At 64.6% G+C, this 15,258-nt stretch carries 12 protein-coding genes and 1 pseudogene; 7 read left to right on the forward strand and 6 right to left on the reverse strand.

Annotation, left to right across the window (positions count from 1 at the left end):
• Both CKO36_RS20530 and CKO36_RS16615 read right to left on the reverse strand, forming a co-directional pair.
• Nucleotides 1-144, reverse strand: a 144-nt coding sequence (locus CKO36_RS20530; protein ID WP_200285780.1) for a MerR family DNA-binding transcriptional regulator, incomplete at its 3' end; no start/stop codon positions are given.
• 48 nt (nucleotides 145-192) lie between these two features.
• Nucleotides 193-903 (reverse strand): HAD family hydrolase, encoded by a 711-nt coding sequence (locus tag CKO36_RS16615; RefSeq protein WP_200285813.1) that lies wholly within the window; start codon nucleotides 901-903, stop codon nucleotides 193-195.
• A 189-nt stretch (nucleotides 904-1,092) separates the two neighbouring features.
• Here CKO36_RS16615 and msrA point away from each other — a divergent pair, with 189 nt between their 5' ends.
• Nucleotides 1,093-1,683, forward strand: coding sequence for a peptide-methionine (S)-S-oxide reductase MsrA (msrA, locus tag CKO36_RS16620; RefSeq protein ID WP_200285814.1), 591 nt, complete (start codon nucleotides 1,093-1,095; stop codon nucleotides 1,681-1,683).
• Between the two features lie 9 nt (nucleotides 1,684-1,692).
• Here the strand turns inward: msrA and pgl are convergent, their stop codons facing one another.
• Complete coding sequence (gene pgl, locus CKO36_RS16625) at nucleotides 1,693-2,457, reverse strand: 6-phosphogluconolactonase (RefSeq protein WP_242469685.1); 765 nt, start codon at nucleotides 2,455-2,457, stop codon at nucleotides 1,693-1,695.
• Nucleotides 2,441-2,809 (reverse strand): NifB/NifX family molybdenum-iron cluster-binding protein, encoded by a 369-nt coding sequence (locus CKO36_RS16630; RefSeq protein ID WP_200285815.1) that lies wholly within the window; start codon nucleotides 2,807-2,809, stop codon nucleotides 2,441-2,443. Before CKO36_RS16630 ends, pgl begins: the two co-directional genes overlap by 17 nt.
• Before the next feature lie 324 nt (nucleotides 2,810-3,133).
• Here CKO36_RS16630 and CKO36_RS16635 point away from each other — a divergent pair, with 324 nt between their 5' ends.
• The gene (locus CKO36_RS16635) at nucleotides 3,134-3,484 is read left to right on the forward strand and encodes a DUF3127 domain-containing protein (RefSeq protein ID WP_242469686.1); all 351 of its coding nucleotides are present in this window, start codon (nucleotides 3,134-3,136) and stop codon (nucleotides 3,482-3,484) included.
• 25 nt (nucleotides 3,485-3,509) lie between these two features.
• Here CKO36_RS16635 and CKO36_RS20345 read toward each other — a convergent pair whose 3' ends face one another.
• Complete coding sequence (locus CKO36_RS20345) at nucleotides 3,510-3,857, reverse strand: hypothetical protein (protein ID WP_338053514.1); 348 nt, start codon at nucleotides 3,855-3,857, stop codon at nucleotides 3,510-3,512.
• Nucleotides 3,858-3,864: 7 nt separating this feature from the next.
• Here CKO36_RS20345 and CKO36_RS20660 point away from each other — a divergent pair, with 7 nt between their 5' ends.
• Nucleotides 3,865-4,119, forward strand: a complete 255-nt coding sequence (locus tag CKO36_RS20660) for a hypothetical protein (RefSeq protein WP_476705514.1) — start codon at nucleotides 3,865-3,867, stop codon at nucleotides 4,117-4,119.
• Nucleotides 4,120-4,155: 36 nt separating this feature from the next.
• Here the strand turns inward: CKO36_RS20660 and CKO36_RS20350 are convergent.
• A pseudogene (locus CKO36_RS20350) lies at nucleotides 4,156-4,758 on the reverse strand (AAA family ATPase); the annotation flags it as partial.
• Between CKO36_RS20350 and CKO36_RS16645 the strand changes: the two are divergent.
• The 4 genes from CKO36_RS16645 to CKO36_RS16660 all read left to right on the forward strand — a co-directional run.
• Nucleotides 4,757-5,833: a helix-turn-helix domain-containing protein gene (locus CKO36_RS16645; RefSeq protein ID WP_200285817.1), complete on the forward strand. Its 1,077-nt coding sequence runs from the start codon at nucleotides 4,757-4,759 to the stop codon at nucleotides 5,831-5,833. The pseudogene CKO36_RS20350 and the gene CKO36_RS16645 overlap by 2 nt on opposite strands.
• A gap of 279 nt (nucleotides 5,834-6,112) precedes the next feature.
• Nucleotides 6,113-7,837 carry a tetratricopeptide repeat protein gene (locus CKO36_RS16650; protein WP_200285818.1) on the forward strand — a complete coding sequence of 575 codons (1,725 nt, stop codon included), beginning with the start codon at nucleotides 6,113-6,115 and terminating at the stop codon, nucleotides 7,835-7,837.
• Complete coding sequence (locus CKO36_RS16655; RefSeq protein ID WP_200285821.1) at nucleotides 7,834-9,303, forward strand: TIGR03032 family protein; 1,470 nt, start codon at nucleotides 7,834-7,836, stop codon at nucleotides 9,301-9,303. The genes CKO36_RS16650 and CKO36_RS16655 overlap by 4 nt, the downstream gene beginning before the upstream one ends.
• Nucleotides 9,304-9,315: 12 nt before the next feature.
• Nucleotides 9,316-15,258: Ig-like domain-containing domain (locus CKO36_RS16660; RefSeq protein ID WP_200285822.1), on the forward strand; the 5,943-nt coding region annotated here is incomplete at its 3' end.

The following is a 15,258-nucleotide window of genomic DNA, read 5'->3' on the forward strand; positions in this document are numbered from 1 at the left end:
GATGAACGCTTGCAACTGATCCTCGGTGTAGAGACGGCGATTGCTGTCGGTGCGCGCCACGGGAATAAGACGACCCTCGCGCTCCCAACGCTGCAACGTCTTGACCGAAACGCCCAGCCGCTTCGCCGCTTTGCCTGTACTCATGGTGCTTTCCATGAGACAATAATACACTATCGTGTATTTTTTGCAAGACTAGAGTCGCGCTCCCGCGAGCCACTGGCGCAGCGCTCGCAAATCGGTTACTTCGGCCAGTGGTGGCTCCAGGGTGTCAGGCCAGCGCGCGCCGGTGCGGTTAACCCAGACGGCACCCAGCCCACATTGGCGCGCCGCCTCAATGTCGCGCACCGGATCATCGCCGACATGCAGGGTGGTGGCGGGGCTGGCCCCGGCCCAGCGCATGGCGGCCTGGAAGATGGCCGGATCCGGCTTGGCTGCTCCCACCTCGGCGGCGGTCAGGGAGCAATGGAAACAGTCTCGCAGGGGCGTCAGCGCCACCTCAGCATTACCATTGGTGACCGAGACCAGTCGATAGGCGCGCGCTAGTTGGCGCAATTCCTCGGCCACCTCGGCATAGGGCTCAACCTGATTGCGATACTGGCAAAACACCGCCACACCCTCGGCGGCCAGGGTGGCCGCCAGCGGCGGTGCATAGCCAAATTCGGCCAATAAGGTTTCCAGCGACACCCGGCGCAGGGCGGTCATGTCATGGGCGATCTCGGTGCGCGACTGATACAAGGCCAAGCGATGGCGTCGCAGGCTACTGAGATCATGCGCGTGCGCCAGCCGGGGCGCAGCCCGGGCCAGCCAGGCATGAAACTGCGCCTCAGCACGGTCGATGGTCGGCTTGCAGGGCCACAGAGTATCGTCCAGATCCAGCGTCAGCAGGCGATAAGGCGCGCTCATGAGACTGGAACTCCGGGCCTGGACATCGACATGGACACTTCGGACCTGGACGCTTCAGGCGCAGCAGCGACGGCCATTTTGGCTCCGGCGACTTGGCAAGCGCCGCCCCCGGCCTGATCTTGCAAGGCAGCGGGCACGCAATCAACACCCAAGCTCCGCCCCGAGCCGCGATTCACAGAGGCGATCATTATGTTCCTATTCGGCAAAAAACTTGAACTCCCCGGCCCTTCCGACGCCCTTCCAGGGCGCACCGAACCCATGCCCATTCAGGGTCGCCATCTGGTACTGGGCACCGAGATGCGCCCGCCCTTCCCGGCTGGTCAGCGCCAGGTCATGTTCGGCATGGGCTGCTTCTGGGGCGCCGAACAGCGCTGCTGGGAACTGCCGGGTGTGCATACCACAGCTGTCGGCTATGCCGGTGGCCTCACGCCCAACCCGACCTATGAAGAGGTCTGTAGCGGCCTGACCGGTCATGCCGAGGTGGTGCTGCTGGTGTTTGACCCCCAGCAGCTGCCCTTCTCAGCCTGCCTCGACACCTTCTGGAACCAGCATGATCCCACCGCCGGCATGCGCCAGGGGGTTGATATCGGCACCCAGTATCGCTCCGTCATCTATACCGATGGTGAGGATTATCTGCACATGGCCCAGGACAGCCGGGCCGAACAGCAACGCCGCCTTGAGGCCCGAGGCGGTGGTCAGATCACCACCGAGATCCGCATGGCACCGCCCTTCTATTATGCCGAAGACTACCATCAGCAATATATCGCCCGCCGCACTTAAACATCGGCCTCATCCCTGCGCCGCCGCCTGATCAAGCAGCAGCAGCGTCTTGCTGCTCCGCGCAGCAACCCGCGCGATGGGCAGATCCTCGCCACGCTGCCAGGCGCGCAGCGCCGAATGCTTGGCCGCCCCGGTGACCAGCATCAGTATGCAGCGCGAGGCTCCCAGACTGTACGGCGTTAGCGACACCCGCTCGGGCGGTGGCTTGGGCGCCTGTCGCACCGCCATCACCAGTGGCGGATCCTCCTGATCCGTCTCCTGAGCGCCGCCCCGCTCCGGCGGCAACAGGCCCGGAAACAGGCTTGCGGTATGGCCGTCTTCGCCCATACCCAGCAACACCAGATCAAAGGGCAGTGCCTCTGCCACCTGTGGCGCATACGCCTGCGCGGCCGCCTCCGGTCCCAGCTCGGCGGGAATCTCGGCACATTGCTGTGCTGCGATGCCGGCTGGCTCCAGCCAAGCCTCCCGCGCCATGCGACTGTTGCGCTCCGGATCATCGGGCGGCAGGCAGCGCTCGTCGCCCAGATAGAAGCGCCACCCGCTCCAGTCCTGATCGACCTGCGCCAATAGGCGATAGACAGCGACCGGCGTACTGCCGCCGGCCAACACCAAATGGAAGCGATTGCGCGCCGCCAGCGCGGCGAGGGCCTGTTGCAGAATGATATCCGCAGCGGCGGCAGCAACCGCCGGGGCATCGGGCAGCATCCGGCTGTCCGCCCCCGGCCAGTGCAGCGCCGGAGACTTGCCGGTCACGCGCTCAGTGCTCGTGATCATGGGCGCAGCCAGCCGCGCCGTTCAGCTCTCCGGCCACATAGGCCTCGATCGCCGCTCCAACATTGGGACGGTGCCCAGTGGCCACCTCAATGCCAAGCTGATCGAAAAACTCAATCGCCCGTCCCCCCATGCCGCCAGAAAGCACAACATTGGCCCCCAGTGACTTAATGAAATCGGGGATCTGTCCGGGTTGATGCTGTTCAGCATAGGGATTGGCGCGCACATCAGTCGCTTTGACCTGACTGTTGTCATCCAATGTCGCGAGCACAAAATGGCTGCAATGGCCAAAGTGCATGGACATCTCGCCGGCTAGGCCACGATCATCATTCGCCGTAACAGCAATGGTCTTCATTCAATAACTCCTGTTGATTTCGATCATCGATCGTTTATCGATCGTTTGTGGTCTGTGGTTGATAGGTGTCGTTTGCTATGGGGGTGACGGCGTACCGCGCCAAACCGCTGCCGGTTGAAACCGGGGCTGGACTGGCGCGCCGCTGCCTTCCTTGGCTCCATTGAAGCTCAAAGCGGGGCTGGTCAACATTGTTGATTGTCAAATAGGGTCCGCGCTGCACTTCGCAAGCGCCGGACCGCTGGCTGGACTCCATGGTCGTGGCAAGGCACTATGGAGGCTTGTAAAAGCAACCACACTCACCACGACCGAATGCAGGGTAGTTTGATGGAGATTAGCGGAACCATTGTTCAAGTCATTCCGGAGAAATCCGGCACCTCGGCGCGCGGCCCTTGGCGCAAACAGGAATATGTGCTGGAAACCCAGGGCGATTTTCCGAAAAAAATCTGCTTCATGGTCTGGGGCGACAAAATCGACGATCTGGCCATCCGTGAGGGTCAGCAGTTACGGGTCGAAGTTGATATCGAAAGCCGCGAATACAACGGACGCTGGTACACGGACGTCAAAGCCTGGCGAGTCACCCCTCAGCAGGAGGGCAACGCCACCCCGCCCACGGGCGGCGAGGAGCCACCTCCCTTCGACCCTTTCGATCCGGGTCCGGGTGATGCGCCTTTCTGAGGTCTGGTGAATAAATGATTGATGCTCAGACGGGCGCTCCGGGAGTGCTGCGCCACAGCAACCGCTCAAAGTCCAACGCCACCACCGCATGGGTATGCAGGCGCAGGCGCTGGCCATAGGCCTGTTCCAGCCCCTGGCGATAGTGAGCCAGCTGGGCTTCGGCGGCGTCCAGGCTGGCGGCGACCAGGGGCAGGCGGGCCAGTTCTTCGCGTGACTGGGGGCGCAGCGCCTGGCCGGTTTGCCCGATGTCGTGCAGACTCAGGTACTTGAACTCCAGCAGATGATCCAGGAGCGCAAAGCGGCGCATCTCCTCGCGCACCATCAGCGACAGGTCGGCATGGCGGCGTTCGATGGCGGTCTCGGAGTCCATCACGTAGAAAATGTCGGCAAAGAGCGCGATCAGAAAGACGGTCTTGACCGTCAGCTCGTTGGACCAGCGATCGTCGCGGTTTACGCATGGTTTCCAGCATGCGCGCGGACCAGCCCGGGTCGCGTTGCTGCGCAGCAGCGAGCTGGTCGAGCACGGCGGCGATTTCGGGTTCGGTGAAACCGCACAGGTCAATGAAGCGCGCATCCAGACTGATGTCTTCCGAGACATTGTAGCCACTGGAAATATCCGCCAGCACCACCGGTGACACGCCGGTGATGAACACCCGGTCGATGCCGGCGCCCGAGGCCAGGGATTTCACCGCCTTGAACACCGTCTTGAGCAAGCCTTCCCCGGAGACCAGCGCGTCATAATCCGCCCGCCGCCCCTGCATCAGCTCATTGGCGAAGTTGTCGTATTCATCAATCAGCAAGTAGAGATCATGGCTCTGGGCACGGGCGGCGCTGACGGCGGAACGCAAGGCGACCAGGCCATCGTTGGGGTGAGAGCGCAAGTCGCCGCCGAGCCTGTCGGCATAACGCACCCCAAAATCGGCCACCTGGGCATTGAGATGATTGTGCAAGGCTTGGCGGATCTCCGCCAGACGGCCACTGGCATCGACCATGGAGAAATCCCAGCGCAGCACAAAGTAGCTGTTGCGCCGGGCAGTCGGGTTCTGACCAATCGCCAGCGCTCCAAACAGGGCATTAAATTCTCCGGCTCGGACCAAGTCGTAGTAATTTTCCAGGGTGGTGAGCCAGGCGGTTTTGCCAAAACGCCGGGGGCGCAGAAACAGCAGTTGCTTGCCGGCCTCTTCCAGCGCACGAAGATGCGCAGTGCGATCCGCGTAGTAGTAGCCTTCGGTGCGGATGGCGTGAAAATCAGCGTTGCCGTAGGGGAATTTCATGACAAATCCTGCAAACGAACAATCGGGACATCAGTATAAACAGGCCTGCAATCTGCAGGGGCAAACCGCCAGCCCTGTCGAGCTTGATGCCTGCCAGTTCCTCGCCAACCAGGGTTTCGAGATCTGGCGCGAAAGCCTGCGGCCACTGTTTGACTTGGAGCCGGCTGCCGGGGAGCGCCTGCACAACTTCGCCGCCCAAACGCGCACCTTCAGCATTGGAGACCTGCTGATCGCCGACAGCCGCTCGCGCGGCCATGTCATCTGGCGCGGCGGCGAGCGCCCCGGCAGTGCCGGCACTGACCTGCTGCTCCTGCAACTGCAATTGCAGATTCAGGGCGAGGGACACGCCATCAACGGCGGCCGCACCATGGCACTGGTGCCGGGTGCGATCAGCGTCATCGACCTCGCCGACCCCTACCTGGAAGAAGACCATGGTTTTCGCTGTCTGACGCTGGCCGTCCCCCGCGCCCGCCTGGGCGAAGAAGCCGCCGCTGGCCGTCCCGGTGGATTGGTGCTGTCGCCCACACAGCCGCTCGCGCGCATCCTCACCGCCCATCTACTCGCTGTTTGGGACAGTCTTTCCGACCTGAACGCTGGCGAGACGCCCGCCGTGGTGAACGGCCTGCTGCATGCGCTGACCGAGGTCATCGCCTGCCAGGGTCAGACGCTTCGGCGGGGATCGCCAGCACCGGTGCTGAACCACAGCGCCTTGCTCGCCTACATCGACCGTCACCTGCAACAGCCGCTCGACGCCGCTCATCTGTGCCGGGCCTTTGGCTGCTCGCGCAGCGTCCTCTATCGGCTCCTGGCCACCGAGGGTGGGGTGAGCGCGGCCATCAAAAAGCGCCGTCTCGCCCGTGCCTATCACCTGTTGGGCAACCCGGCGTTGCGTCATCTGAGCCTCGCCGAGATCGCCATGCGCTGTGGCTTCTCCGATCAAAGCCACTTCTGTCGCGCCTTTCGCACCGCCTTCGCACTGAGCCCCAGCCAGGCGCGCTTGCAGCTGAGCGCCTCCGCCGCCTCCACAGGCCCCGCCGATCTGCCCCGCTTTCGCGACTGGCTGCTCTCCGTGTGAGCGGCCGCGAAACCTTGCCAAGCTGACCGGTCTCTCTGCGTCGCCACCACTCTGACTGGGACGCTGGGTCAAAAAATTCTGAAACGCTGGTACAAGAAGCCGCCGCCGGGATGGGTTAGAACGGAAAGAATCAAAGTCATAGCCGATGCCGTGTCGCTGCCACGCGCGCGCGCCGCCTCGCCATGACGAGTTCTTGCCAAGCCCGGAGGCCATTCGGTGTCATCGTCGCCCCCTGATTCCCGCAGGTTAGCCGATACAAACAGTGCTGTTTCCAAAACCGTGTGCAGAGCCTGTCCGCCCTCGCCGTCGTTGGCCGATGCGGCCTTCGCCGCTGGGCGCGCCGCGCGCCGCCAGGGCGACCACCAAGCCGCCATCGCCCATTTTCGCGACACCCTCCGCCACTGCCCGGAGCATCTGCCCGCCCACAACAATCTCGCCACGGCACTACAGGCCGCCGGCGAGCTGGACGAAGCCCTGCAGATCGCGCAACAGGCCGTCGCACTGGCTCCAGACAAGGCTGTGGTGCATTCCAACCTGGGCGCGCTGTGGCAGCTCCAGGGCGACAATGACCAGGCCATCGCCGCCTATGAACAGGCGCTCAGGCTGCAACCGGATCTGTTCCTCGCGCATCTTAACCTTGCCAAGGTGCTGTCCGCTGCGCAGGACTGGCCTGCCGCCCTAAGCGCCCTAGACGCCGCGCTGGCGCTTCAGCCCACCGCCGGCGAGGCGCATCTGGAACGCGGCAGGGTATTGAGCAAACTGCAACGCCACCACGAAGCGCTCGCGGCCTCCGAGCGGGCGCTGGCGCTGCTGCCCGAGCCCTTCCGTGCTTACATTGATCAGAGCGTGATGCTCGGCGAGCTGGGTTATCATCATCTGGCGCTATTGAGCGACAACGCCGCCATTGCCTGCCATCCAGACTCGGCGCTGGCCTATTACAACCGTGCCACAGTGTTGCGCCGCTTGAACCGTTGCGCCGAGGCCCTGCAAGACAATCACCGGGCCATCGCGCTGCAGGCGGATTATGCCGACGCGCATTGGAACGCGAGCCTCAATTCTTTGCTGCTGGGCGATTACACCAACGGCTGGCCGGAGTACGAATGGCGCTGGCGGCGCACCGGCGCCGACCCGCAACACTATGCCGAACGCCCACTCTGGACAGGGCGGGAAGCCATCGCTGGCAAGACCATCCTGCTGCATGCCGAGCAAGGCATGGGCGACAGCATCCAATTCTGCCGCTATGCGCCCCTGGTCGCCGCCCTGGGCGCCAAGGTGCTGCTGGCCGTCTACCCAGCATTGATGCGCCTGTGCGCAAGCCTGCCGGGCATCACCCAGATCCTGCCACAGGAACGCACGGAGCGTGAGGTCGCCTTTGATCTGCACGCCCCACTGTTGAGTCTGCCGCGCGCCTTCGCCACCACCCTGGAGACGATTCCAGCCGCCGTGCCCTATCTGCGCGTCCAGCGTCCACGTCGCATGCACTGGGCCGAATACCTCGGCGCCAAGACTCGCCCGCGCATTGGCCTGGTCTGGAGCGGCAACCCCAGCCACCAGAACGACCGCGAACGCTCGCTGCCCTTGGCACGCCTGTGCCGACTCGACGACCCAGCCTACCAGTGGGTGAGCCTGCAACACGAGCCGCGCGAGGCCGATCAGGCGCTGTTGGCCGAACACCCGCATTGGCTGCACCCCGGCGAAACGCTGGAGGATTTTGCCGACACCGCCGCGCTGATCGCCAATTTGGATCTGGTCATCGGCGTCGATACCGCCGTCGTCCACCTGGCCGGAGCCTTGGGTGTGCCGACCTGGACGCTGTTGTGCTACCACCCCGATTGGCGCTGGTTGCTTGCACGCGCTGACAGCCCCTGGTACCCGAGTATGCGCCTGTTTCGCCAACCAACCCCGGGCGACTGGGACAGCGTGCTTCGCGCCGTCCAGCAGACCCTCGCACAAACCCGTTTCACACCGGCGCGAGCGCCCTTGCCCAACGAGGATGCCCAATGACCACGCCCACCCTCGATGTCCAAGCCGACGCCGGTCTCTGGGACTGGCTCGCCGCGCAAGACATCAGCCTGGCGCTGACCACCTATCAGAGCAACCGGCTGTTCTTCATCGGCCGCAAGGAGGAGCCGGGGCGCCTGGCGCTGCACGAGCGCCTGTTCGACAAGCCGATGGGCCTGTACTGGCAGGCCGACAGCGATAGCCTGCTCATGACCTGCCGCTATCAGCTTTGGCGGTTGCACAACCGGCTGCCGTCTGGGCAAACCCACGAGGGCGGCGACCGGCTCTATGTGCCCGCGCAGAGCTGGATCACCGGCGACCTCAACGCCCACGAGGTCGCCATGGACGCCCAGGGGCGGCGGCTGTTCGTCAATACCGACTTCAGTTGTCTCGCCGCCCTGGATCCGAACCACAGCTTCGTGCCGCTGTGGCAGCCGCCGTTTATCAGCCAGCGGGTGGCCGAGGATCGCTGTCATCTCAATGGCCTAGCGCTCCAGGACGGCGAGCCGATCTGGATGACCGCCTGTAGCCAGACCGACAGCGCCGCTGGTTGGCGCCATCATCGCCACGACGGCGGCGTGGTGCTGCATCTTCCCAGCAACAGCATCGTCGCCACCGGCCTGTCCATGCCCCACTCGCCGCGCTGGTATCGCGACCAGCTTTGGCTGCTCAACTCCGGCAGCGGCGAGTTGGGCTGTCTGGATGGCGAGCGCTTCCAGCCGCTCTGCTATGCCCCCGGTTTCGTGCGCGGGCTGGCCTTCAGCGGCGATTTCGCCATCGTCGGATTGTCGCAGCTGCGCTCGGCGAGCTTTGGCGGCCTGGCGCTGGAGCAGCGTCTGGCCGCCGATCAGCAGCCGGCCCAGTGCGGGCTGGTGGTGGTCGATCTGAATCGCGGCGCGGTGGTGCACTGGCTGCGCTTCGGCAACCTGGTGGAGGAGCTGTTCGATGTGGTCGTGCTGCCCGGTGTGCGCCAGCCGCGCGCCCTGGGGCTGCAAGAGGATGCCATCGAGCGGCTGGTGAGCTTCCCCGACAGCGATGGGCTGGTGATCACCAAGCCCAGCGCCCGGCGTCCGGCGCGCGGACCTCAGGCACCGGTGGCCGGGCTGCCGCGCCTGGATCCGACCACGGTCAAATACCAGCGCGTCTTTCACCTGACCCCGGACAACCTCAAGCCCTATGCCGAGCTGCTCGCACCCGGTCTGTTGGAGCACTGGGCCAGCACGCCCCCGCGCGGCGAGCTGCTGGGCATCTCGGCGGCGGTGGACGGCCATCTGGTCGCCATGGCCATCGCCGAGCAATGGCACACCCCCGAGGGTCAGCCCCAAGCCGCGCGGCGCTCGCTCCAGGTGCGCCCCGTCTGGCGTCGCCTGGGGCTTGAAGATCGCCTGCAACACGAACTGCAACGCGCGCTAGCCGCCCCGCTGGCGCTGACCGAAACACCAGATCAGTCAACGAATACGAATTCCTGAGGAGCCTGAGCGATGAGCACGCCTGCATTCCAAACTCCCTTGACCAACCCCTCCGGCCTGAGCGACGTGGGCGGGTCTTCCACCCCGACCTTCGCCGACCTCGACGGCGATGGCGATCTCGATGCCCTGGTCGGCGAACAATATGGCAACCTATTCTACTTCCAGAACACCGGCAGCGCCACCAACGCCGCCTTCGCCAGCGCCCAGGACGCCAGCGCCTTCGGCCTGAGCGACGTGGGCGATTTTTCCGCCCCGACCTTGGCCGACCTCGACGGCGATGGCGATCTCGATGCGCTGGTTGGCGAAGAAATTGGCACCCTTAACTACTTCGAGAACACCGGCAGCGCCACCAACGCCGCCTTCGCCAGCGCCCTGGACGCCAGCGCCTTCGGCCTGAGCAGCGTGGGAAGCTATTCTACCCCGACCTTCGCCGACCTCGATGGCGACGGCGATCTCGATGCCTTGGTCGGCGAAGACGCTGGTCTCTTCTACTATTTTCGGAATACCGGCAGCGCCAGCAGCGCCGCTTTTGCCAGCGCCCAGGAGAACCCCTTCGGCCTGAGCGACGTGGGCTCCGCTTCCACCCCGACCTTGGCCGACCTCGACGGTGACGGCGATCTCGATGCCTTGGTCGGCAAAAACAGTGGCACCCTTAACTACTTCGAGAACACCGGCAGCGCCAGCAGCGCCGCTTTTGCCAGCGCCCAGGAGAACCCCTTCGGCCTGAGCGACGTGGGCGATTATTGCGTCCCGACCTTGGCCGACCTCGACGGCGACGGCGATCTCGATGCCCTGGTCGGCCAAAAAGATGGCAACCTGTACTACTTCGAGAACGCTACGCCGCCCGGCGTTACACTCAGCAAAACCTCCGCCACGGCCACCGAGGGCGGAGCCACCGATAGCTACACCGTGGTGCTCGACGCCGCGCCGACCGACACGGTCACCATCACCCTGGATGACACCAACGGCCAGGCGAGCGCCGATGCCGCGACCTTGACCTTCACCACCAGCAACTGGGACACGCCCCAGACCGTCACTGTCACCGCCGTCGATGACAGCGTCGGCGAAGGCCCGCACTTCGGCGTCATCACCCACAGTCTCAGCAGTAACGACAGTGGCTATAACGGCCTGAGCGTCCCCCCCCTCTCCATCCAGGTTGCCGACAACGATCTGCCCACCGAAGACCCGACCTTTCTCACCCCAGTCACCAACCCCTTCGGCCTCAGCAACGTGGGCAACCGTTCCAACCCGACCTTTGCCGACCTCGACGGCGATGGCGATCTCGATGCCCTGGTCGGCGAATACGATGGCACCCTCAACTACTTCGAGAACACCGGCAGCGCCAGCGCGACGACCTTCGCCAGCGCCCAGGACGCCAGCACCTTCGGCCTCAGCGACATGGGCAACCATTCCAACCCGACCTTGGCCGACCTCGACGGCGACGGCGATCTCGATGTCCTGGTCGGCACACAATATGGCAACCTCTACTACTTCGAGAACACCGGCAGCGCCAGCGTGGCGACCTTCGCCAGCGCCCAAGACGCCAGCGCCTTCGGCCTCAGCGACGTGGGCACCTATTCCACCCCGACCTTTGCCGACCTCGACGGCGACGGCGATCTCGATGCCCTGGTCGGCGAAGAGGATGGCATCCTCAACTACTTCGAGAACACCGGCAGTGCCAGCTCCGCAGCCTTCGCCAGCGCCCAGGAAAACCACTTCGGCCTCAGCGACGTGGGCAGCTATTCCGCCCCGACCTTTGCCGACCTCGACGGCGACGGCGATCTCGATGTCCTGGTCGGCGAATTGACTGGCGTCCTCTACTACTTCGAGAACACCGGCAGTGCCAGCTCCGCAGCCTTCGCCAGCGCCCAGGACGCCAGCACCTTCGGCCTCAGCGACCTGGGCAATGTCTTCGCCCCGACCTTGGCCGACCTCGACGGCGACGGCGATCTCGATGCCCTGGTCGGCGCAGGCAATGGCAACCTCCACTACTTCAAGAACAGCATCCCGCCCGGCGTGACCGTCGCCCAGACCGACGGCGACACGTCGGTCACCGAGGGCGGTGCCACCGATACCTACACCGTGGTGCTCGACGCCGCGCCGACCAACATGGTCACCATCAACCTTGATGACACCAACGGCCAGGCCAGCGCCGATGCCACGACCCTGACCTTCAACAGCAGCGATTGGGACACCCCGCAGACAGTCACCGTCACCGCCGTCGATGACAGCGTCGGCGAAGGCCCGCACTTCGGCGTCATCACCCACAGCGTCAGCAGCAGCGACAGCGGCTACAGCGGCCTGGCGGTCGATACGATCTCGGTGCAAATCGCCGACAACGACCTGCCGAGCAGCGATCCGACCTTCCTCACTCCAGAGACCAATCCCTTCGGCCTCAGCGACGTGGGGGGCGGCTATTCCACCCCGACCTTGGCCGACCTCGACGCCGACGGCGATCTCGATGCCCTGGTTGGCGAAAAAGATGGCACCATCAACTACTTCAAGAACACCGGCAGCGCCAGTGCGGCGGCCTTCGCCAGCGCCCAGGAAAACCACTTCGGCCTCAGCGACGTGGGCAGCTATTCCAACCCGACCTTTGCCGACCTCGACGCCGACGGCGATCTCGATGTCCTGATCGGTGAATACGATGGCACCCTCAACTACTTCGAGAACACCGGCAGTGCCAGCTCCGCAGCCTTCGCCAGCGCCCAGGAAAACCACTTCGGCCTCAGCGACGTGGGCAGCTATGCCGCCCCGACCTTTGCCGACCTCGACGCCGACGGCGATCTCGATGCCCTGGTCGGCGAAAAAGATGGCACCCTCTACTACTTCGAGAACACCGGCAGCGCCAGTGCGGCGGCCTTCGCCAGCGCCCAGGAAAACCACTTCGGCCTCAGCGACGTGGGCAGCTATTCCACCCCGACCTTTGCCGACCTCGACGCCGACGGCGATCTCGACGCCCTGGTCGGTGAATACGATGGCACCCTCAACTACTTCGAGAACACCGGCAGTGCCAGCTCCGCAGCCTTCGCCAGCGCCCAGGAAAACCACTTCGGCTTCAGCGACGTGAGCGCCTATACCGCCCCAACCTTCGCCGACCTCGACGCCGACGGCGATCTCGATGCCCTGGTCGGCGAAGGCAATGGCAACCTCTACTACTTCGAGAATGGCACCCCGCCTGGCGTTACCCTCAGTAAAACCTCCGCCACGGCCACCGAGGACGGCGCGAGCGATACCTACACAGTGGTGCTCGATACCGAGCCCACGGCGGATGTCACCATCACCCTTGATGACACCAACGGCCAGGCCAGCGCCGATGCCACGACCCTGACCTTCACCAGCAGCGATTGGGACACCCCACAGACGGTCACCGTCACCGCCAACGATGACAGCGTCGGCGAGGGGCCGCACTTTGGCGTCATCGCCCACAGCGTCAGCAGCAGCGACAGCGGCTACAACGATCTGGCGGTCGATACGGTCTCGGTACAGATCGCCGACAACGATCTGCCGAGCGACGATCCATACTTCCTCACTCCAGAGACCAATCCCTTCGGCCTGAGCGACGTGGGCGGGTATTCCAAACCGACCTTGGCCGACCTCGACGGCGACGGCGATCTCGATGCCCTAGTCGGCGAAAAAGATGGCACCCTCAACTACTTCGAGAATACCGGCAGCGCCACCAGCGCCGCCTTCGCCAGCGCCCAGGACGCCAGCGCCTTCGGCCTGAGCGACGTGGGCTATTCCGCCCCGACCTTCGCCGACCTCGACGCTGACGGCGATCTCGATGCCCTGGTCGGCGAAAAAGATGGCACCCTCAACTACTTCGAGAATACCGGCAGTACCAACTCCGCCGCCTTCGCCAGTGCCCAGACCAACCCCTTCGGCCTGAGCGACGAAGGCGCCGGTGCCGCCCCGACCTTGGTCGACCTCGACGCTGACGGCGATCTCGACGCCCTGGTCGGCGTACAGGATGGCACCATCAACTACTTCAAGAACACCGGCGACGCCAGCAGCGCCGCCTTCACCAGCGCCGAGGAGAACCCCTTCGGCTTGAGCGACGTAGGCCAATATGCCGCGCCGACCTTGGTCGACCTCGACGGCGACGGCGATCTCGACGCCCTGGTCGGCGCATTAGATAGCACCCTCATCTACTTCCAGAACACCGGCAGCACCAGCAGTGCCGCCTTCGCCAGCGCCCGGACCAACCCCTTTGGCCTGAGCGACGTGGATGATAACTCCACCCCGACCTTCGCCGACCTCGATGCCGACGGCGATCTCGATGCCTTGGTCGGCGAAAGAGATGGCAGCCTCTACTACTTCGAGAACGGCACCCCGCCTGGCGTTACCCTCAGTAAAACCTCCGCCACGGCCACCGAGGGCGGCGCGAGCGATACCTACACAGTGGTGCTCGATACCGAGCCCACGGCGGATGTCACCATCACCCTTGATGACACCAACGGCCAGGCCAGCGCCGATGCCACGACCCTGACCTTCACCAGCACCGACTGGGACACCCCGCAGACAGTCACCGTCAGCGCGGTCGATGACGGCATCGGCGAAGGGCCGCACTTTGGCGTCATCGCCCACACCGTCAGCAGCAGCGACAGCGGCTACAACGATCTGGCGGTCGATACGGTCTCGGTACAGATCGCCGACAACGACCTGCCGAGCGGCGATCCGATCTTCCTCGCTCCAGAGACCAACCCCTTCAATCTGAGCATTTCAGGCTCTAATGCCCATCCGACTTTGGCTGATCTCGACGCCGACGGCGACTTGGATGCCGTGGTCGGCGATTCCAATGGCTATAGCTGGTATTTCGAGAACACCGGCAGCGCCAGCAGCGCCGCCTTCGCCAGCGCAGCCGCGAGCAGTCCCATCGGCTTGGGCAGTGTGCCTTACTCGGCTAGCCCGACCTTCGCCGATCTCGACGGCGACGGCGATCTCGACGCCTTGATCGGCGAAGTCAGTGGCACACTCAAATACTGCGAGAACACCGGCAGCGCCAGCTCAGCGGCCTTTGCCAGCGCCCAGAGCAACCCCTTCGGCTTGAGCGGCGTGAGCAACAATGCCACCCCGACCTTCGCTGACCTCGACGCCGACGGCGATCTCGATCTCCTGGTTGGCGAAGGCTATGGCACCCTGAGCTACTTCGAGAACACCGGCAGCGCCAGCAGCCCCGCCTTCGCCCAGAAAAACCCCTTTGGCCTGAGCTACGTGGGATCCTCTGCTACCCCGACCTTCGCTGACCTCAATGGCGACGGCGATCTCGATGTCCTGGTCGGCGCCTCCGATGGCAACCTCTACTCCTTCGAAAATACCGGCAGCGCCAGCAGCGCCGCATTCGCCAGCGCCCAGACCAACCCCTTCGATCTGACCACCACCGGATCCAATACCGCCCCGACCTTGGCTGACCTTGATGCCGACGGCGACCTGGATGCCTTGGTCGGCGCATCCGATGGCAGCCTCTACTACTTCACCGCCGCAGCGGCGGACACCACCGCCCCGACGCTCACCAGCAGCACCCCGGCGGATGACGCCACCGAGGTGGCGGTCGGTGCCAACCTGGTGCTGACCTTCAGCGAAGCCGTGAGCGCCGTCACCGGCAAGAATTTGGTCATTTACGCCGCCAGCGACGACAGCGTGGTCGCCACCCTCGCGGCGGACGACACCACGCAGATCACGATTGCGAGCAGCGTGGTCACGGTCAACCCGAGCGCCGACCTCGCTCCCGGCACCGACTACTATGTGCTGATCGACAGCGGTGCCTTTGCCGACGCGGCAAACAACCCCTACGCCGGCCTCACCGACACGACCGCGCTGAACTTCACCACCGCCGCAGCGGCGGACACCACCGCCCCGACGCTCACCAGCAGCACCCCGGCGGATGACGCCACCGAGGTGGCGGTCGGTGCCAACCTGGTGCTGACCTTCAGCGAAGCCGTGAGCGCCGTCACC

It is taken from the genome of Rhabdochromatium marinum, from assembly GCF_016583795.1.
GTDB classification, from domain to species: domain Bacteria; phylum Pseudomonadota; class Gammaproteobacteria; order Chromatiales; family Chromatiaceae; genus Rhabdochromatium; species Rhabdochromatium marinum.